We start from the raw sequence: 17,198 nt of genomic DNA, 5'->3' as shown, positions 1-17,198 counted from the left end.
CCTTATCACCGGTCACGTTTCTATGGGAAGAGCGGGACCAGATCGAGTCCTTCGTTTTCCGGAAGGCCGAACATCAGATTCATATTCTGCACTGCCTGGCCGGCCGCTCCCTTCACCAGATTATCGATGGCTCCCATCATCACGATCCTTCCGGTCCGCGCATCGATCTGAAAACCGATATCTACATAGTTGCTTCCTTCCACCCATCGGGTCTCCGGACAGGTCCCCGGCTCCAGCAGGCGGATAAATCTTTCCCCGCCATAATACTCCTGATAGATCCTGCCGACCTCTTCCATGGTCACAGGTTTCTTTAAAGACGCATATTCCGTAGCCAGGATCCCCCGGTTCATCGGAACCAGATGGGGCGTAAAGTTGAGCAGGACCGGCTCGCCCGCAGCATAGGAAAGCTGTTCCTCGATCTCGGGCGTGTGGCGATGAGTCGTAACGCCATAGGCCTTGATATTTTCATTGACCTCGCAGAAGAGATTGGCAACTTTTGCGCCTCTTCCCGCGCCGCTGGTGCCGGATTTCGCGTCCACGATCAGGGTATTCATGTCGATCACTCCTTCTTTTGCCAGCGGATAGGCCGTCAGGATCGAACAGGTGGTGTAGCACCCTGGATTGGCTACCAGCCGGGCCTGCCTGATCTCTTCCCTGTTGATCTCGCAAAGTCCATAGACAGCTTCTTCGATAAACTGTGGACTTTGATGTTTAATCCCGTACCATTTTTCATAAATATCTACATCTTTGATACGAAAATCCGCGCTCAGATCGATGATTTTGGTTTTTGACAGGATTTCTTCGCTGATCACAGAGGCGCAGTACCCCTGAGGCGTGGCGGTAAAGATCACGTCCGCCTCCTCTGCCAGCTCTTCCATGTGGTCATCCAGGCACCTGGCATCCACGATCCGGAAAAAGTTACGGTAAATATCCGCAAATTTCTGATCAATATAACTTCTGGACCCGTACCAGACGATCTGCACGTCTTTATGTCCTGCCAGGATCCGCACCAGTTCCGCTCCCGCGTAACCCGTCGCGCCAATGATTCCTGCTTTTATCATATATGCTCACATCCTTTATTTCTTCTCTTGACTTACGCATTCCATTATATATGAAATCCTTTGAGAATCAAAGGTATTTTCACAAGAAAATAGCTTGCATAATTATACATCCATTTGTATAAAACATGCAAGCTATTTTTCTCATTTTCTATATATTTCTTTTGTTACGATCTTCCCTGCCAGAGGAATCTCCCCCGCCAGACGTTTTTCCCTCCCGCCGGACGGGTCGTGACAAGCGGCACGTTCTGATACCGGTAGATGCCAAGCAAGATCCCAAGCAGCACATCTGTCACCAGCATGCCGGTATTTCCAAAGGAAAGGAAGGGACAATACACCGATCCGCGGGGCAATAGTCCCGTATTGACCAGAACATAGAGGCCAAACCAGGCCGCCAGCGCCAGCGTACAGCCGATTCCCATCATTCTTCCCAGCTGGTTGCTCTGTTTCAGGGAAACCTGCAGCAGGCGGAAGAACAGATATCCGATCAGCCCGGTCAGCACAAGGGCCAAAAGCAGGCCGAAACTGGCCGCGATATAGGCCAGCATATAAGAGCCGCCGTCTCCTGCCAGATAGCTGTCTTGCGGGAGTTCTTTGCCGGATCCGATCCATTTCCCCGATAGAAAGATCCGCCGCAGGCTTTCCATCCAGTCTGCGACCTCCGGCGCATAGACGGAAGGATGGAAAATGGCCCGGAGTCTTTCGATCTGATACAGGGGCGGCAATCCGAAGGCCCCCTTCCACCACAGCACTGCCAGAAGCGCCGGCAGACCAACGAAAATCCCAAGGATCGCCAGAAACATCCCTGCCCTGTTCACGCGGTACCAGCCCTTCCAGAGCGCCAGGCACATCAGAACCACCAGAAGTCCTCCCAGGAAAATGGCATTGCCCGCGCTCGGGATCCCCAGGCAGAGCAGCACCGGCAGGCTGATAAGAAAGAGATTTCCGGCTACCGTCCGGTACCCGCCGCCCCGGCTCTGAAATAAGATGGCTCCATAAAGCGGCAGAGCCAGAAACAGCACCAACTGCAGATTAAACACTATTCCATAGGCGCCCCAGGACGCTCCGTTGATAACAGGACCAAAAAACCACACGCCTGGAAACAACACCAGAAAAGCGCCCCACCAGATTCCCTTTGCGTACCTTCCGATCCGGCTGTAATCCAGGTAACACACGCCGATCATCAGAGCCAGACCTGCAAGCAGAAAAACGATTTCTCCCAGGATCCCGGATCCTCCGGATGACACAAACACCACGCCTTCGATCCTGGCATCCAGAAGGTGACGCAGGAAAAATCCGGCAGCGTGAAGGATTCCGATCAGGGCGATCAGCCCCCAGGGCATTTTCGGCCGATGAATCCGGTCCAGTTCCACACCTGCTGCCACCGGATCACCCATCTCCCGGACCGCCGCCTCTTCTGCCTCGGTCTCTGTCATTCCTTCCTTTAAAAAGGTTTCTTTCTGATCCTCAATGTGGCCGTTCAATTCTTTTGCAATCCCTTCCCTGGCTTTCTCACAACGGATCTGTTCTGTGATCGTCTTCAGATATTCTCTCCGCTTCACAGCGCACCTCCCATCTGCAGCACACGCTCGACTGCACTTCGATAGGTGTTCCACTCTTCCTCCTTTTCCTTCAGCGCCTTTTTGCCGTCTCTGGTTAAATGATAATATTTGCGGACCTTTCCGCCTTCCTCCTGCTCATAAGAGGTAAGAAAGCCTTTCTCTTCCATCCCGTGGAGCAGCGGATAAAGGGTTCCCGCCTTCAGTTCAAATACATAATTGGATCGCTCCCTAAGCCTTTCAATCATCTGGTATCCATACAGATCCCCTTCTTCCAGAAGACGCAGCACCAGCATCGAAGTACTTCCGGAAATCAGACTCTTATCCATACGCATGTTTCGATCCCTCCTTTACAGCATTATGTAGATTATCTATATATCGGTTATCTATATAATATCGGGAAGCCTGTGATCTGTCAACCGCTTTCTTCATTTTTTGTGATATTATTTTTATACTTTCTCTTGCATAAATATAAATTTTAGTGTATAGTATTCCTTGCAATTCATTGAGAAAAAGAATCATCATAAATTACTGCAAAATTCAGGAGGTTTTCAAAGATGAAAGAGAAAGTTGTACTGGCCTACTCCGGCGGTCTGGATACCACAGCCGTCATCCCGTGGCTCAAAGAAACATTTGGTTATGACGTCATCTGCTGCTGCGTTAACTGCGGACAGGGTGAAGAACTGGACGGACTGGAAGAAAGAGCCAAAATGTCCGGCGCTTCCAAATTATATATTGAAGATATCGTAGATGATTTCTGCGACAACTACATTGTGCCCTGCGTACAGGCACACGCAGTCTATGAAAATAAATATCTGCTGGGAACCGCTATGGCCCGTCCGGCCATTTCCAAACGTCTGGTAGAGATTGCCAGAAAAGAAGGCGCTGTCGCCATCTGCCACGGCGCAACCGGAAAAGGAAATGACCAGATCCGTTTTGAGCTCAGCATCCGCGCTCTGGCTCCGGATATCAAGATCATTGCTCCCTGGAGAATGACCGATCTGTGGACCATGCAGTCCCGGGAAGATGAGATCGCATACTGCAAACAGCACGGCATTGATCTTCCTTTCGACGCAAGCCACAGCTACAGCCGCGACCGAAACCTCTGGCACATCAGCCATGAAGGCCTGGAGCTGGAAGATCCATCTCTGGAACCCAACTACGATGAACTTCTGGTGCTGACCGCCAAACCGGAAGATGCTCCGGATGAACCGGAATACGTAACCATGACCTTTGAAAAAGGCGTTCCAAAGAGCATCAACGGTGTAGAGATGAAAGTCTCCGACATCATCCGCACATTAAACGAGCTGGGCGGCAAACACGGCATCGGTATCTGCGACATCGTAGAAAACCGCGTCGTAGGCATGAAGTCCCGCGGCGTCTACGAGACACCGGGCGGAACCATTCTCTACGAGGCGCACCAGCAGCTGGAAGAACTGGTGTTAGACCGGGCCACCTATGAAGTGAAAAAAGACATGGCCAACAAACTTTCCCAGGTGATCTATGAAGGAAAATGGTTTACTCCTCTTCGCGAAGCGATCCAGGCCTTCATCGAAAGCACCCAGGAATACGTAACCGGAGAGGTCAAATTCAAACTTTACAAAGGCAACATCACCAAAGCCGGAACCACCTCTCCTTACTCACTCTACAGTGAATCCCTGGCAAGCTTCACCACCGGTGATCTCTACGACCACCATGACGCCGACGGATTCATCAACCTGTTCGGCCTGCCGCTCAAAGTGCGCGCTATGAAAATGCAGAAAACACAGACAGAGAGCAAATAGATGTAAACAAAAATGTGAACGGGGCCGGGGGATTTTCAAAAATCCCCCGGCCCCGTTCATATTCCGTTTACATTTTACAGTATCTGCCTGCAGATTCTTTCTGCATTTCCATTCCAGATCTTATCCAGCTGATTTTCTGACAAGCCTTTTTTCCGCAGTGCTTCCCAGAGCCGTTCCATCTGGCTAACATCCGGGATATCCAGTTCTTCTATTCCGTCGAATCCGTCAAAGTCTGTTCCAATGGCCGGAAATTCACTGCCGCCCACGTCCAGCATATGCAGCACATGCATAGCCATTTCTTCCAGCTTCGACGCATGTTCATTTCCAAGGAAGGCTCCGTAAAAGTTCAGGCCTGCGATGCCGCCTGTGTTTGCCAGTGCCCGGATCATGTCATCTGTCAGATTTCTGGGATGCGAACAAAGCGCTCTGCAGTTGGAGTGAGACGCCACTACCGGCACCCGGGAGATTTCCAGCACATCCCGGAAGACTCCATCGGATGCGTGAGACACATCTATGATCATCCCCAACTCGTTCATCCGTTCCACCACTTCTCTGCCAAAGGGCTTCAGTCCCTGCCACATGACCGAAGCATCCCGGCTGTTTGGATGGCCGATGCAGTTTTCGTAATTCCACATCAGTGTCATCAGGCGCACTCCCTGTCGATACAGTTCTTCCAGCCGGTCAAGGTGACCGTTCAGCACACCGCCCTCTTCTACAGTAAGAAATGCAGAAATCTTCCCGTGTCCGGCATTTTCCCGCATTTCCTGACAGGAAGTGGCAAGGGAAATCTGGTCTGCATAAATCCGGGTCTGTTCTTTCAGATATGCGATCATTTCCAGCACATGCCGCCAGGCAGCATCGTACCCACCCGTTTCTTTATAATCGTCCGCATAGGTAAAGCAGGCGAAAAACTGTGCCATCGTTCCGCCCTGTTTCATGGCTTCTATGCTGACGCATCCATCGTTCTTCATCAGATCTCCGTTTCCACTTAGATCCATTAATTTCCATAATGTATCACAGTGCAGATCGATCAGTTTCATATTTTATCCGCTCCTCTCATATGTTCAGTATAACTCTTGCTATTGTATTGGGGAAGGTGCTGTTTTATGAAACCAGTCATCGGAATCGCCGCATGCGGATCAGCGGACAACCGGCAGTTTGTGACAGAAGCTTACGTCGAGGCGGTCTCCCGCACAGGCGGGATCCCTCTGATCCTTCCCATTCTGGATGACGCCGCGCTCCTGACGGAGTACCTGCAGATCTGTAATGGATTTTTGTTCTGCGGCGGCGGGGACATCACGCCCCTGCTTTTTGGCGAGGAACTGCTCACAGACCGCGGCAGTACAGACCTTTTCACAGACCGTTTCCACCTAGCTCTGATGCAAAAGGTATTGCGTGCAAAACGTCCGGTCCTTGCCATATGCCGGGGCATGCAAGTTATGAATCTCGCCCTTGGAGGCAGTATCTACCAGGATCTTTCCCTGCGCCCTTCCCCCACGCTGCAGCACATGCAGATCTCCGGTTCCCGCAAGGATCCCTGTCACAAGATCACCGTCTCGCAAAATAGCATGCTATCTGATTTTCTTGGAACTCATGCAAATGTAAATAGTTTTCATCACCAATGTCTCCACCTCATTCCGCCGCAGATCCGCCCCGTGGCAACTGCTTCCGACGGAGTGGTGGAAGCCATTGAGATTCCCGGGCATCCGTTTGCCCTTGGCGTCCAGTGGCATCCGGAAGTCCTTTTATCCCTGGATCCGGGAATGGGAAAACTTTTTCTTACTCTGACGGAATGCGCCGGATCCTGCCTTTTTCCAGGCTCGGCCGGATAAGATGTTCTTTTGCATAATCCCAGAGAGACCGGGATCCTTCAGCTGTCCGCTCATTTCGCTTCAGGATCTGATCCAGGCAGACCTCATGCTCTTCCCAGGCCTTGCCGTCCGAGGCATGGTTCAGCATGATGGGCTGAATATTGTCTATAGTCCTTGCGAATCTGGCTTCCGGCGTCTTTCTTTCTTCAAATTCCTGCCAGAGTCCCATCAGACGGCTGCCCTGATCCTCCGGCAACATTCCGAAAATCCTTGCGGCTGCCTTTTCTTCCCGCTCCTTCTGGGTCTTTTTCGCTTCCTCATCGTAAGCGTAGGTATCCCCTGCGTCGATTTCCACGATATCATGGATCAGTACCATGGTCACCGTTTTCAGTACATCAATTTTTTCATTGGCATATTCGCTGAATAAAATCGTCATCAGCGCCAGATGCCAGGCATGCTCCGCGTCATTTTCCTTCCTTTGCCCATCAGCGAGATACGTCTGGCGCCCAATGAGTTTTTCCTTGTCTATTTCTTTTGCAAATGCAAACAACTGATCCAGCCGGTCCATACATCCACATCCTCTCCCTATATTTTCTGATTTCACACTGTATTTTACAATCCTTTTACGCCGTTACGCACTGGCGGCCGGATCCTGCTCGAACTGGGAATTGTAAAGTTCCGCATAGAATCCGTTTCTTTCCAGAAGTTCCTGGTGAGTTCCCTGTTCTACGATATCCCCGTCCTTCATCACCAGGATCAGATCCGCATTCCGGATGGTGGACAGCCGGTGGGCGATGATAAATGTGGTCCTGCCTTCCATCAGCCGTTCAAATGCCTTCTGGATCCGTACTTCGGTCCTGGTATCCACCGAACTGGTGGCTTCATCCAGGATCAGGATCTTCGGATCTGCCAGGATCGCCCTTGCAATGGTCAGAAGCTGCTTCTGCCCCTGCGACACATTGTTTGCCTCTTCATTTAATTCCATCTGATATCCGCCTGGCAGCGTCTGTACAAAATGATGGACATAAGCAGCTTTTGCCGCTTCCACTACTTCTTCATGAGAAGCAGACAGTTTTCCGTAACGGATATTGTCCTCAATGCTTCCTTTAAACAGCCAGGTATCCTGCAACACCATGCCGAACACCCGGCGCAGTTCCGTCCGGTCAAACTCCCGGATATCGTGACCGTCCACACGGATCGCGCCGTCACATACGTCATAAAATCTCATCAATAATTTTACCATAGTTGTTTTCCCTGCGCCAGTGGGCCCAACGATCGCAATCTTCTGCCCAGGCAGCGCCCTGGCGCTGAAATCATGGATGATCATATGATCTTTGTGATATCCGAATTTTACATGATCAAATTCTACGCATCCCTTCAGGCCATCTGCATCCAGAGGCCGCGCAGTTGTCTGTACTTCTTCCTCTTCTTCCAGAAATTCAAATACCCGTTCCGCCGCCGCAGCTGTGGACTGCAAAAGGTTTGCCACCTGTGCGGCCTGCTGGATAGGCGATGTAAAATTTCTCACGTATTGGATGAAAGACTGGATGTCTCCCACCTGAATGGTCTTCTGGACGGCCAGATATCCGCCCAGGATCACCACACCCACATAGCCCAGATTCCCTACAAACTGCATGACCGGCATCATCATTCCGGACAGGAACTGGGACTTCCAGGCAGAGCGGTATAAAACATCGTTATCCTCTTCAAACGCCCGGATCACATCCTCTTCTTTATTAAAAGCTTTTACGATGCTGTGTCCCCCATATACCTCTTCCACCTGACTATTGACATGGCCCAGATACTCCTGCTGCGCCCGGAAATATTTCTGGGAATGTCTGACAATCCCAGTGATCATCCCCAGCGAAACCGGCAGGATCAAAAGGGCGGCCGCAGTCATCAAAGGACTGATACTCAGCATCATGGCCAGCACTCCGATGATGGTGGTAACCGAAGTGATCAATTGTGTCGCGCTCTGATTCAGGCTCTGGCTTAAGGTATCCACATCATTGGTGATCCTGGAAAGGATCTCTCCATGTGTCATACGGTCAAAATACCCCATCGGCAGCCGGTCGATTTTCTCTGAAATCTCCTTACGCATCTGATACGTCATTTTCTGGGAAACACCGGTCATCAGATATCCCTGAACAAAAGACAACACCGCGCTAAGCAGGTAGAGGCCAAGGAGTGTCAGCAGGATGCGGCCGATCTTCCCAAAATCTATGCCGCCGCTTCCGGATACCTTTCCCACCAGGCCTTCAAACAACTCTGTGGTGGCCTGTCCCAGGATCTTTGGTCCTGCGATATTAAAAATCGTACTTCCGACAGCAAATATCACAATTGCTATTAAAACAATTTTATAGTTTCTAAGATATTTTATCAGTTTTCTTATGGTTCCTTTAAAATCCTTTGCCCTTTCTCCAGGCATATGGCCGCCCCCATGGCCCATTCTTCTTCCCGGCATGTTAGACCGCCTCCTTCCTGCTGCCCGAAAGTTCTTCCTGTGATAACTGCGAAGAAGCAATCTGATAATACTCCGGACAATTTTCCAGCAATTCCCCGTGGGTTCCTTTCCCCACAATCCTTCCGTCATCCAGCACCAGGATCTGCTCCGCATGCAGGATCGTACTGATCCTCTGGGCCACAATAATCACTGTACTGTCTGCCGTCTTTTCCTTCAGCGCCTTGCGAAGCGCAGTATCAGTTTTATAATCCAGCGCAGAAAAACTGTCGTCAAAAATGTAGATATCCGGATGTTTTGCGATGGCTCTTGCAATGGAAAGCCTCTGCTTTTGTCCGCCGGACACATTGGTTCCTCCCTGAGCAATGGGACTTTGATACTTATGATTTTTGACCTCAATAAATTCCGCAGCCTGGGCGATCCGGGCCGCTTCCTTCATTTCCTCTTCCGTACCATCCGGACGGCCAAACAGGATATTGGAAGCAATATCACCAGAGAAGAGAATCCCCTTTTGCGGCACAAACCCAAGTTTTTCCCGCAAATCGTGCTGCCGGATCTTACGGATATCCCGGCCATCGATCCGGATGCTTCCTTCTGTCACGTCATAAAATCTGGGGATCAGATTTACCAGTGTGGATTTTCCGCTTCCCGTGCTTCCGATGATGGCCGTGGTTTGTCCCGGTTTTGCAGTAAATGTAATGTCTTTTAGAACCTCTTCTTCGGCTCCCGGATACCGGAAGGAAACGTGGTCAAAAGAGAGTTCGCCCCTGCCGCATTCCGGCAGTTCTTCCGGCATGTTAGAATCACAGATCATGGTATGGCTTTCCAGCACGCTGCTGACACGCTCCGCCGACACGGCCGCTCGCGGCAGCATCACAGAAATCATGCAGATCATAAGAAATGCCATGATGATCTGCATGGTATACTGGATAAATGCCATCATGTCTCCCACCTGCATCGTTCCAGCGTCAATGCTGTGGCCGCCCACCCACACGATCAGAACCGAGATTCCGTTCATGATTAGCATCATGGCCGGCATCATAAATGTCATCGCCCGGTTGACAAAAAGATTGGTTCTTGTCAGTTCCCGGTTTGCCTGATCAAATCTTTCTTCTTCGTGCATTTCTGTTCCAAAGGCGCGGATCACCGGAAGGCCGGTCAGAATCTCCCGGCTTACCAGATTCAGACGGTCTACCAGATTCTGCAGGATCCGGAATCTGGGCATGACCACAGCAAACAGCACCGCTACCAGAAGGAAGATCAGCGCCACTGCAAGGGCAATGATCCAGGACATGTCCACATTCGTGTGGAAGACGTTCCAGACGCCGCCCGCCGCCAGGATCGGCGCATAGAGCACCATTCGCAGGATCATCACCGTCAGAAGCTGGATCTGCTGGATGTCATTGGTGCTGCGTGTGATCAAAGACGCAGTCGAAAATTGATCAAACTCTCCATTGGAGAAGCCGACTACTTTGCGGAACACATCCTTTCTTAAGTTCCGGCCAAGCCCGGCGCCCACAAGAGAAGCGATCAGGCCCACCAGGATGCTGGCCGCCATGCCTGCCCCTGCAAGCGCCAGCATTTTCCCGCCGGTAACCAGGATGTAGCTGGAACTGATCTTGTCAAGATCCATACCGATCTTCTCGTATGCGGACCGAATGTAGGCTGCGGCCGCCTGCTCCGTCATGGTCTCCGGGAGGCTTTCCATCACCTTCTCCCGTGCGGCCCCACCGGATTCAACGGTATCCCCCACATTTCCCGAAACGGCCCCGCCGGCATTCGTTTCCTCCAGCATCATGGCCATGACCATGGGAAGTTCCAGCTTCTCCACCAGCTTTTCCATCTCGTCTTCATTTTCTTTTATCTCTTCTTTAAGAGCCATAACTGTTCCGTCATAGTCATATGACTCATCAGTTTTCTGATAGGCATCTGCTATCTCTGCCCGGTCTTCCTCTTTCGCCAGCGTAAGGAGCACTCCCAGATCCTCCTCTGCCACTGCTTCCGGCACCTGCTCGTCAATCCCGCTCTGCTGGATCCCTACATTTACAATATCAGACGTATAGGACGGCAGAGACAGATCGCAATAGGCCTGGATGATCAGCACACAGATCACCAGCAGCACCTGCCCGGTATATGGCTTCAAAAACTCAAATAATTTTTTCATATCTATCTAGTCCCTTTCTGCATTCAGTTTTAGGAAATGGGGGACGGGGGATTTCTGGAAATCCCCCGTCCCCCATTTCCTTCTATAAAGTTATAAAGTCTCTGAATCCAAAATTATCGTGAAAGGCCCGTCGTTTACCAGGCTGACTTTCATATCTGCGCCGAACCTGCCACGCTCTACCGTAGGAACCTGCTCTTTGCATTTTGCAATAATATATTCGTACATTTCTTCTGCCATATCCGGCGCGCCTGCTTCAATGAAACTTGGCCGGTTTCCTTTTTTGCAGTTGGCATATAATGTGAACTGGGAGATCAGAAGAAGACTTCCTCCCACTGTATCAAGAGAAAGATTGGTTTTTCCCTGCTCGTCTTCAAAGATCCGCAGTCCTAGCATTTTTTTGATCATCCGGTCTGCGATTTCTTTTGTGTCTGAATTGCTCACGCCGATCAGCACCATAAATCCTTTCCCGATCTTTCCCAGGGTTTCTCCTTCGACTTTTACTTCGCTTTCTGATACTCTCTGAATTACAAATCTCATTGTGAAGTTCTCCTTTTATTTTGTTATTTTTGATTATATATTTTTACTTTTTTCGGGCAGCTGAGCCAGAATGATTGCCGCAAACATCAGCACGCAGCCAATGGTTTCTCTTGTAGACATCTGTTCCCCCAAAAGCGCCCAGCCTGCAAGTACGGAGAAGCAGGATTCCAGACTTAAGATCAGGGCGGCGACAGCCGGATTCATATCCTTTTGCCCAACGATCTGTAGCGTGTACGCCACGCCGCAGGATAATACTCCTGCATAAAAAAGTGGAAACCAGCCTGCGATCATTCCTTCGATCGCAGGTGTCTCTGTAAAAAACATAACCGGCAGGGAAAGGATCCCGCACACGAAAAACTGAATGCAGGACATTTTCACGCCATCTGCTCTTGGCGCAAAATAATCAATCACCAGAATATGCAGAGAAAAAACCAGCGCACAGAGAAATACAAGAAAGTCTCCTTTCCCGATGCGTAAGCTTTCTGTAATACAAAGGAAATAGAGTCCGACAACTGCCAACACAACTGCAGCCCACACCTTCCATCCAATCTTCTTTTTCAAGAATATTCCCAAAACCGGCACGATCACAATATAACACGCGGTGATAAATCCTGCTTTTCCTGCAGTTGTGTATTGAATTCCCACCTGCTGCAGGCTGCTGGCTCCAAACAGCAGGATCCCGCAGGCAATCCCTCCTGTCAGAAGATCCCTGCCTCCGGCCCCCGCCGCATTCTCCTCTTTTGCGCTATTTTCAGCCGTTCTTTTCCATTTCCCAAGAAAACAGATGCATGGCAGCAAGGCCACGCCGCCGATCAGGCTCCGGATTCCGTTGAAAGTAAAAGGGCCGAGATAATCCATTCCTACGCTCTGGGCCACAAACGCCGTTCCCCAGATAAATGCGGTCAATATCAGCATACATACATTTTTTGTCTTCATAAACATCTCTTTCTATTCTTATGTCTTCTCTTAAGCCAGGATGTATTATAGCATATTTCCCCTTCCGGGTGTATAATAATTGTATTTTAAGACACTTTAATTAAAATACAATGGTATGAAATAATGTGAAAACAGGTGATGTCTGTGTATCGATACAAAACATTCTTCTTTACCTGCGGTCTTGTCATGGCTGTCAGCGAAATCTGGAAACAATGGTGCCTGACCTTCCTCCTTGGACAGGGCCACTACAACTGGTGGCATTTCCCTTTCCAGCTTTGCAGTATTCCCATGTACATCTGTCTGATGTTTCCATGGATACATTCTGAAAAATTGCAGAAAATCATGCTGGTTTTTCTTATGGATTACGGTCTTCTGGGCGGGATTTTTGCCTTTTTTGACACCAGCGGCATGCATTATTCCTACTTTCCGCTAACCGTCCACTCCTTTACCTGGCACATTCTTCTGATCATCCTGGGGCTTGCGGCAGGCTTTAGTCAGATGTCAGAATATTCTCTTTGCGGATATTTTCATGGGACTTTGCTTTATCTTGCCTGCTGCCTGATCGCCACCGGTTTCAATGTTGCCCTGCATTCTCTGGGAAATATCAACCTGTTTTATATCAGCCCCTATCTTCCCATGAATCAGAAGGTATTCCGGGATATTGCGGAATACACCGGGGATGCCGCCGGGATCTTCCTCTACATTCTGGCATCTGTGACAGGCGCATTTTGCTTCCATCTGCTCTGGCGCGCGACATCTGCAGACCAGCAAACTTAACCAACGAACCGATTAACCGAAACAACCGCACAGGATCTTCAAGATCAGTCCTGCACACAAAAACGGACCCAGTGCAATTTTCGATTTTCTATCAATCTTCCCTGCCGCCAGCATCCAGATACAGAAAATCCCCGCAAACAACATGCCGGCAAAAAAGGCATCCAGATTCTTCTCCCAGCCAAGCAGAAAACCGGATACTGCCATCAGTTTGATATCCCCGCCTCCAAAACAGCCGGGTTTCCACAGACAGATCAGGAGCATCCCCGCACTGACGCTCAAAATACCGGCCAAACTTTCCCAAAGGATTTCCTGCATCTCCCCATACCCGAAACGATTCCAGAGTCCTGCCGCCAGCAGCAAAATCAGCAGCCGGTCGCGTATCCGGCAGGAACGAAAATCTACCCATGCAATTTTCAATAAAATCCCAATCATTACAACATTAAAAAATATTTTCATGCTCCGCCTTTCCGCATACATTGCATTTCAGTATAAAATTTGTTACGATAAAGACTGTAAAGAACCGCATTACAAACAAGGAGGGGTTTTCATGCTGGTAGAAAAATTATTGACCATGCCCGGTTTCATTTATGAGGTCAGCGGGAATTACTATTATCTTGGAAAATGGATCTGCAAAATGTGTACGGACACCGATGCATCCGACTGCGTCATGATGTATCAGATGTGCCGGAGAGCCGGCGAAGAACCGGATACCAACCTGTATTTTCAGAAAATACGCGCTTACAGCGATTTCGCATTGGAAGTCCCCTACAATCCCATCCGGATCCGCGAAGACATGGAAGCACTGGCAGATCATCTCTCTGATTCCGAACGGGAACACCTTCAGGGTCAGATACAGAACGTAGAAGAAGATATTCAGAAATATAGTTAAGAAATATAGAAATATATATCATATTATCAGAAAAACCCGGGATCATCCACCCATGACCCCGGATTTTTTTGATCTTTTTTTAGTTGGGTACACCCTTCTTGTCAAAAAGGGACAGGGCAAAATGCAAATGGGGACGTAGTCCTTTTGCAAAGTACTACGTCCCCATTTGCTATTTCTTACACCCGGAGCATTTCCCGCCCGCCGGGCATCCGATGCATTTCACGCCTTTCTTTTTTGCTTTTACGATATAAGTAATCGCGCTTCCCAGCATGGCCGCCAATACAGCCAACGCTATGAAATCCACCATATGAATTCCTCCTTTTTCCTATGCCGCCGCATGCAGGCTGTAGGTTTCCGCGAACTCCCGGTCGGACTTGCGGATTCTCCACAGCACGATCAGAACAAAGACGATGACTGCGACAAGTCCCGGAACAAATCCGGTTCCCAGAGATCCGGTTGTGATCAATGTGCCGATCTGATATACCAGGAAGGCAACGGTGTAGCCGGTTCCCAGCTGAAGGCAGATGCCTCCAAGCAGCCATTTTCTGCTCTTCATCTCAGAGTTCATGGCTCCGAGTGCCGCGAAGCATGGCGGCGTATAAAGATTGAACATCAGGTACGCAAGAGCAGCCACTTTGGTAAGTCCCAGAACTGCTGCCACTGCATTTCCGCTTCCCACCAGCGCCAGTTCATCAGTATCGATCAGATTGGTGACGCCGTATACTACCGCCAGCGTGCCGACTACATTTTCTTTTGCGATAAATCCGGTCACTGCCGCTGCCGCCAGCTGCCATACGCCAAATCCAAGCGGGATAAAGAGAATGGAGATCGGGTGGGCAATGCTTGCCAGAATGGAAGTATCCTCTGCGCCTTCTGCCACCAGCTGGAACTGCCAGTTAAAGGTCTGCATGATCTGGACAACGGTGTTGCACACCAGAATAATTGTTCCGGCCTTGATGATGTATGCCTTGCCGCGTTCCAGCATGGAAATACATGCCCGTTTCAGGCTTGGGATCTTATATTCCGGAAGTTCAATGATGAAGAAAGATTTCCGGTATTTCTGACCGGTAATTCTCTTTACCAGCAAAGCCCCCAAAAGAATCAGTACGATTCCCACCAGATACATGGTTGCGGACACCCACCAGGCATCTGCGAAAAATGCGCCTGCAAATAAAGCGATCACAGGGATCTTTGCTCCACAGGGCATAAATGGCGTCAGCATCGCCGTGGTACGCCGTTCTCTCTCATTGCGGATGGTGCGGGAGGCCATGACTCCGGGAATCGCGCATCCGGTTCCAATGACCATCGGGATCACGGATTTTCCGGAAAGCCCCACTCTCTTAAAGATCGGATCCAGCACCACCGTAGCTCTTGCCATATACCCACAATCTTCCAGAAGAGCGATCAGGAAGTACATCACCATAACCAGCGGAAGGAAACCGATGACCGCTCCCACGCCGCCGATGATACCATCCACCAGGATCGCATACAGTAACGGATTGGCATTCTCCATCATTCCTCCGACCCATCCCTGGAATGTCTCGATCCAGGCCACCAGCCAGTCGGCGATCCAGGTTCCCAGCGTTGTCTGGGAAATGTAGAACACCAGGAAGATCACTGCCGCAAAAATCGGGATCCCCACAATCTTATGAGTGATAACAGCGTCTACTTTATCCTGTGCATTTTTATCTTTTGTGAAGACTTTTCTTTGTTCTACCTGCTTTACGATCTCATTAACAAAAGCGAACCGCTTTCTGTCCGCCTCTTCTACCGCATTTTTATCGGTCAGATCAATATCGGCCTGCACATAAGGCGCTCTCTGTCCGGCTCCTTTCAGGGAAGCCGCGGCCGCAACCGCCTCTTTCAGACCATCGTGGCCGGAAGATGTAGAAATCGTCTTTACCACCGGGCAGCCAAGCTTTTCTGACAAAAGTCTCTCATCAATCCTCGTCTGCTTCTTATCGGTAATATCACTTTTGTTCAACGCAACAACCACCGGCACTCCCAGTTCCAGAAGCTGCGTGGTAAAAAACAGGCTCCGGCTCAAATTGGTTGCATCCACGATATTGATGATCGCGTCCGGATGTTCATTTTTCACATAACTGCTGGTAATACTTTCTTCAGACGTAAACGGCGACATGGAATAAGCGCCCGGCAGGTCTACTGCCACCAGCTCCTCTTCCCCGGCATAATATGCCTTTTTAATCAGGCTTTCCTTCCGCTCCACCGTCACGCCGGCCCAGTTGCCGACCTTTTCATTCCTGCCGGTCAGAGCATTGTACATGGTTGTCTTCCCGCTGTTGGGATTCCCTGCAAAAGCAATTCTCATGTTCTGATCTCCTCCTTTATATTGATTAGCTATAACTAACCCAGTTGTAAAAAAATTATATTGATATGGCTTTCGCCAGATCAGTATCTATATTATATCTCCCATCTTTGATGGAAACCGTGCAGCCGCCGCGGACACGGGAAACCACGGTAATCGGCTCTCCGCTGTAACATCCCAGGGAAAAAAGAAATGCTTCCAGATCATCATCTTCTGTGACAATCTCTTTCACAATATACTCTTCCCCTTCTTTTGCATCCATTAATGTCATAAAACCAGATCCTCTCACTTATCTTTTTCATCCGTCTTCCCGGATGGTTATACATAACAAATTTTTAGTAGGTTCTTCTAACATTTGATAGTTTAAACTAACCGGGCTGTTTTGTCAATCCTTCCTGAGAATATTTTTTTATTTTGTATTCAAAAAAAATATATGTTATACTGGACACATGATGACAGGAGGGAACGCATATGAGAACCTATACTAGCGAATCCGCGGAAAATTATCTGGAAACGATTCTGATCTTAAGTAAAGAACTGCCTGTGGTCCGTTCTGTCGATATCGCAAATGAACTGGGCTTTAAAAAATCAAGCGTCAGTGTTGCCATGAAGCATCTGCGGGAACAGAATCATATCGTCATGGAAGACAGCGGTTTTATCCATCTGACAGATTCCGGTAAAGCTATTGCGGAAATGATCTACGAACGGCATCTTTTATTATCGCAATGGCTGGTGCGCCTTGGAGTCCCGGAAGAGATCGCCTCTGAAGACGCCTGCAAGATTGAACATGTGATCAGCCCGGAGAGTTTTGAAGCCATTAAAAAGCATATCCGATAAACTGGCGGAGACTACAGTCTCCGTTTTTTATTTGTGAAGCATTTCTTAAGGGTTTTAAA

Annotated in this window: 18 protein-coding genes; 5 read left to right on the top strand and 13 right to left on the bottom strand. The window is 49.5% G+C overall.

The features are described from left to right. Positions 1 to 20: 20 nt before the first annotated feature. From argC to ABGT54_RS02410, 3 genes are all read right to left on the bottom strand, one after another. Positions 21 to 1,061: an N-acetyl-gamma-glutamyl-phosphate reductase gene (gene argC, locus ABGT54_RS02420; RefSeq protein WP_346662673.1), complete on the bottom strand. Its 1,041-nt coding sequence runs from the start codon at positions 1,059 to 1,061 to the stop codon at positions 21 to 23. Between the two features lie 164 nt (positions 1,062 to 1,225). Continuing rightward, a complete protein-coding gene (locus ABGT54_RS02415; RefSeq protein WP_346662672.1) occupies positions 1,226 to 2,620 on the bottom strand; it encodes an FtsW/RodA/SpoVE family cell cycle protein in 1,395 nt (464 codons plus the stop codon). Then, complete coding sequence (locus ABGT54_RS02410; protein ID WP_204909214.1) at positions 2,617 to 2,952, bottom strand: PadR family transcriptional regulator; 336 nt, start codon at positions 2,950 to 2,952, stop codon at positions 2,617 to 2,619. Before ABGT54_RS02410 ends, ABGT54_RS02415 begins: the two co-directional genes overlap by 4 nt. Before the next feature lie 222 nt (positions 2,953 to 3,174). Here ABGT54_RS02410 and ABGT54_RS02405 point away from each other — a divergent pair, with 222 nt between their 5' ends. Continuing rightward, positions 3,175 to 4,401 (top strand): argininosuccinate synthase, encoded by a 1,227-nt coding sequence (locus ABGT54_RS02405; protein WP_204909215.1) that lies wholly within the window; start codon positions 3,175 to 3,177, stop codon positions 4,399 to 4,401. Between the two features lie 74 nt (positions 4,402 to 4,475). Here ABGT54_RS02405 and ABGT54_RS02400 read toward each other — a convergent pair whose 3' ends face one another. Beyond that, positions 4,476 to 5,441, bottom strand: a complete 966-nt coding sequence (locus ABGT54_RS02400) for a dipeptidase (protein ID WP_346662671.1) — start codon at positions 5,439 to 5,441, stop codon at positions 4,476 to 4,478. A gap of 66 nt (positions 5,442 to 5,507) precedes the next feature. Here ABGT54_RS02400 and ABGT54_RS02395 point away from each other — a divergent pair, with 66 nt between their 5' ends. Further along, positions 5,508 to 6,233: a gamma-glutamyl-gamma-aminobutyrate hydrolase family protein gene (locus tag ABGT54_RS02395; protein ID WP_346662670.1), complete on the top strand. Its 726-nt coding sequence runs from the start codon at positions 5,508 to 5,510 to the stop codon at positions 6,231 to 6,233. On the opposite strand, the gene ABGT54_RS02390 is transcribed toward ABGT54_RS02395, so the two are convergent. The 5 genes from ABGT54_RS02390 to ABGT54_RS02370 all read right to left on the bottom strand — a co-directional run bounded on the left by ABGT54_RS02390 (position 6,181) and on the right by ABGT54_RS02370 (position 12,310). Continuing rightward, positions 6,181 to 6,780, bottom strand: coding sequence for an HD domain-containing protein (locus ABGT54_RS02390; RefSeq protein WP_346662669.1), 600 nt, complete (start codon positions 6,778 to 6,780; stop codon positions 6,181 to 6,183). The genes ABGT54_RS02395 and ABGT54_RS02390 overlap by 53 nt on opposite strands. A 63-nt stretch (positions 6,781 to 6,843) precedes the next feature. Beyond that, positions 6,844 to 8,676, bottom strand: a complete 1,833-nt coding sequence (locus tag ABGT54_RS02385) for an ABC transporter ATP-binding protein (RefSeq protein WP_346662668.1) — start codon at positions 8,674 to 8,676, stop codon at positions 6,844 to 6,846. A gap of 1 nt (position 8,677) precedes the next feature. Continuing rightward, on the bottom strand, positions 8,678 to 10,837 hold the full coding sequence (locus tag ABGT54_RS02380) for an ABC transporter ATP-binding protein (protein WP_346662667.1): 2,160 nt from the start codon (positions 10,835 to 10,837) through the stop codon (positions 8,678 to 8,680). Between the two features lie 90 nt (positions 10,838 to 10,927). Further along, entirely contained in the window at positions 10,928 to 11,374 is a 447-nt protein-coding gene (dtd, locus tag ABGT54_RS02375) for a D-aminoacyl-tRNA deacylase (RefSeq protein WP_346662666.1), read from the bottom strand. A gap of 33 nt (positions 11,375 to 11,407) precedes the next feature. Further along, positions 11,408 to 12,310 (bottom strand): DMT family transporter, encoded by a 903-nt coding sequence (locus ABGT54_RS02370; RefSeq protein ID WP_346662665.1) that lies wholly within the window; start codon positions 12,308 to 12,310, stop codon positions 11,408 to 11,410. A 144-nt stretch (positions 12,311 to 12,454) separates the two neighbouring features. On the opposite strand from ABGT54_RS02370, the gene ABGT54_RS02365 reads away from it, so the two are divergent. Then, positions 12,455 to 13,087 carry a hypothetical protein gene (locus tag ABGT54_RS02365; RefSeq protein WP_346662664.1) on the top strand — a complete coding sequence of 211 codons (633 nt, stop codon included), beginning with the start codon at positions 12,455 to 12,457 and terminating at the stop codon, positions 13,085 to 13,087. A gap of 12 nt (positions 13,088 to 13,099) precedes the next feature. On the opposite strand, the gene ABGT54_RS02360 is transcribed toward ABGT54_RS02365, so the two are convergent. Beyond that, positions 13,100 to 13,543 (bottom strand): A24 family peptidase, encoded by a 444-nt coding sequence (locus ABGT54_RS02360; RefSeq protein WP_346662663.1) that lies wholly within the window; start codon positions 13,541 to 13,543, stop codon positions 13,100 to 13,102. Between the two features lie 91 nt (positions 13,544 to 13,634). On the opposite strand from ABGT54_RS02360, the gene ABGT54_RS02355 reads away from it, so the two are divergent. After that, positions 13,635 to 13,976, top strand: coding sequence for a hypothetical protein (locus ABGT54_RS02355; protein WP_204933080.1), 342 nt, complete (start codon positions 13,635 to 13,637; stop codon positions 13,974 to 13,976). A gap of 169 nt (positions 13,977 to 14,145) precedes the next feature. Here ABGT54_RS02355 and ABGT54_RS02350 read toward each other — a convergent pair whose 3' ends face one another. The 3 genes from ABGT54_RS02350 to ABGT54_RS02340 are packed head-to-tail and all read right to left on the bottom strand — an operon-like array spanning position 14,146 to position 16,573. Then, complete coding sequence (locus tag ABGT54_RS02350; RefSeq protein ID WP_204909613.1) at positions 14,146 to 14,283, bottom strand: FeoB-associated Cys-rich membrane protein; 138 nt, start codon at positions 14,281 to 14,283, stop codon at positions 14,146 to 14,148. 18 nt (positions 14,284 to 14,301) lie between these two features. Further along, positions 14,302 to 16,305: a ferrous iron transport protein B gene (feoB, locus tag ABGT54_RS02345; protein WP_204909614.1), complete on the bottom strand. Its 2,004-nt coding sequence runs from the start codon at positions 16,303 to 16,305 to the stop codon at positions 14,302 to 14,304. 55 nt (positions 16,306 to 16,360) lie between these two features. Beyond that, positions 16,361 to 16,573, bottom strand: a complete 213-nt coding sequence (locus tag ABGT54_RS02340) for a FeoA family protein (protein WP_204909615.1) — start codon at positions 16,571 to 16,573, stop codon at positions 16,361 to 16,363. A gap of 200 nt (positions 16,574 to 16,773) precedes the next feature. Between ABGT54_RS02340 and ABGT54_RS02335 the strand changes: the two genes are divergently transcribed. Beyond that, positions 16,774 to 17,139 carry a metal-dependent transcriptional regulator gene (locus ABGT54_RS02335; RefSeq protein WP_204909616.1) on the top strand — a complete coding sequence of 122 codons (366 nt, stop codon included), beginning with the start codon at positions 16,774 to 16,776 and terminating at the stop codon, positions 17,137 to 17,139. Positions 17,140 to 17,198 lie beyond the last annotated feature (59 nt).

Source organism: uncultured Merdimonas sp., assembly GCF_963929015.1.
Taxonomy (GTDB): domain Bacteria; phylum Bacillota; class Clostridia; order Lachnospirales; family Lachnospiraceae; genus Merdimonas.
Note: the sequence above shows the minus strand (reverse complement) of the source record. Positions and strands in the feature narration are given on the sequence as shown.

Coding starts and splice junctions, on each gene's coding strand:
- ABGT54_RS02385 (WP_346662668.1), bottom strand. CDS start 8,676: ATGCCGGGAAGAAGAATGGGCCATGGGGGCGGCCATATGCCTGGAGAA.
- ABGT54_RS02355 (WP_204933080.1), top strand. CDS start 13,635: ATGCTGGTAGAAAAATTATTGACCATGCCCGGTTTCATTTATGAGGTC.
- ABGT54_RS02395 (WP_346662670.1), top strand. CDS start 5,508: ATGAAACCAGTCATCGGAATCGCCGCATGCGGATCAGCGGACAACCGG.
- dtd (WP_346662666.1), bottom strand. CDS start 11,374: ATGAGATTTGTAATTCAGAGAGTATCAGAAAGCGAAGTAAAAGTCGAA.
- ABGT54_RS02405 (WP_204909215.1), top strand. CDS start 3,175: ATGAAAGAGAAAGTTGTACTGGCCTACTCCGGCGGTCTGGATACCACA.
- feoB (WP_204909614.1), bottom strand. CDS start 16,305: ATGAGAATTGCTTTTGCAGGGAATCCCAACAGCGGGAAGACAACCATG.
- ABGT54_RS02380 (WP_346662667.1), bottom strand. CDS start 10,837: ATGAAAAAATTATTTGAGTTTTTGAAGCCATATACCGGGCAGGTGCTG.
- ABGT54_RS02340 (WP_204909615.1), bottom strand. CDS start 16,573: ATGACATTAATGGATGCAAAAGAAGGGGAAGAGTATATTGTGAAAGAG.
- ABGT54_RS02370 (WP_346662665.1), bottom strand. CDS start 12,310: ATGAAGACAAAAAATGTATGTATGCTGATATTGACCGCATTTATCTGG.
- ABGT54_RS02400 (WP_346662671.1), bottom strand. CDS start 5,441: ATGAAACTGATCGATCTGCACTGTGATACATTATGGAAATTAATGGAT.
- ABGT54_RS02360 (WP_346662663.1), bottom strand. CDS start 13,543: ATGAAAATATTTTTTAATGTTGTAATGATTGGGATTTTATTGAAAATT.
- ABGT54_RS02350 (WP_204909613.1), bottom strand. CDS start 14,283: ATGGTGGATTTCATAGCGTTGGCTGTATTGGCGGCCATGCTGGGAAGC.
- ABGT54_RS02390 (WP_346662669.1), bottom strand. CDS start 6,780: ATGGACCGGCTGGATCAGTTGTTTGCATTTGCAAAAGAAATAGACAAG.
- ABGT54_RS02410 (WP_204909214.1), bottom strand. CDS start 2,952: ATGCGTATGGATAAGAGTCTGATTTCCGGAAGTACTTCGATGCTGGTG.
- ABGT54_RS02335 (WP_204909616.1), top strand. CDS start 16,774: ATGAGAACCTATACTAGCGAATCCGCGGAAAATTATCTGGAAACGATT.
- argC (WP_346662673.1), bottom strand. CDS start 1,061: ATGATAAAAGCAGGAATCATTGGCGCGACGGGTTACGCGGGAGCGGAA.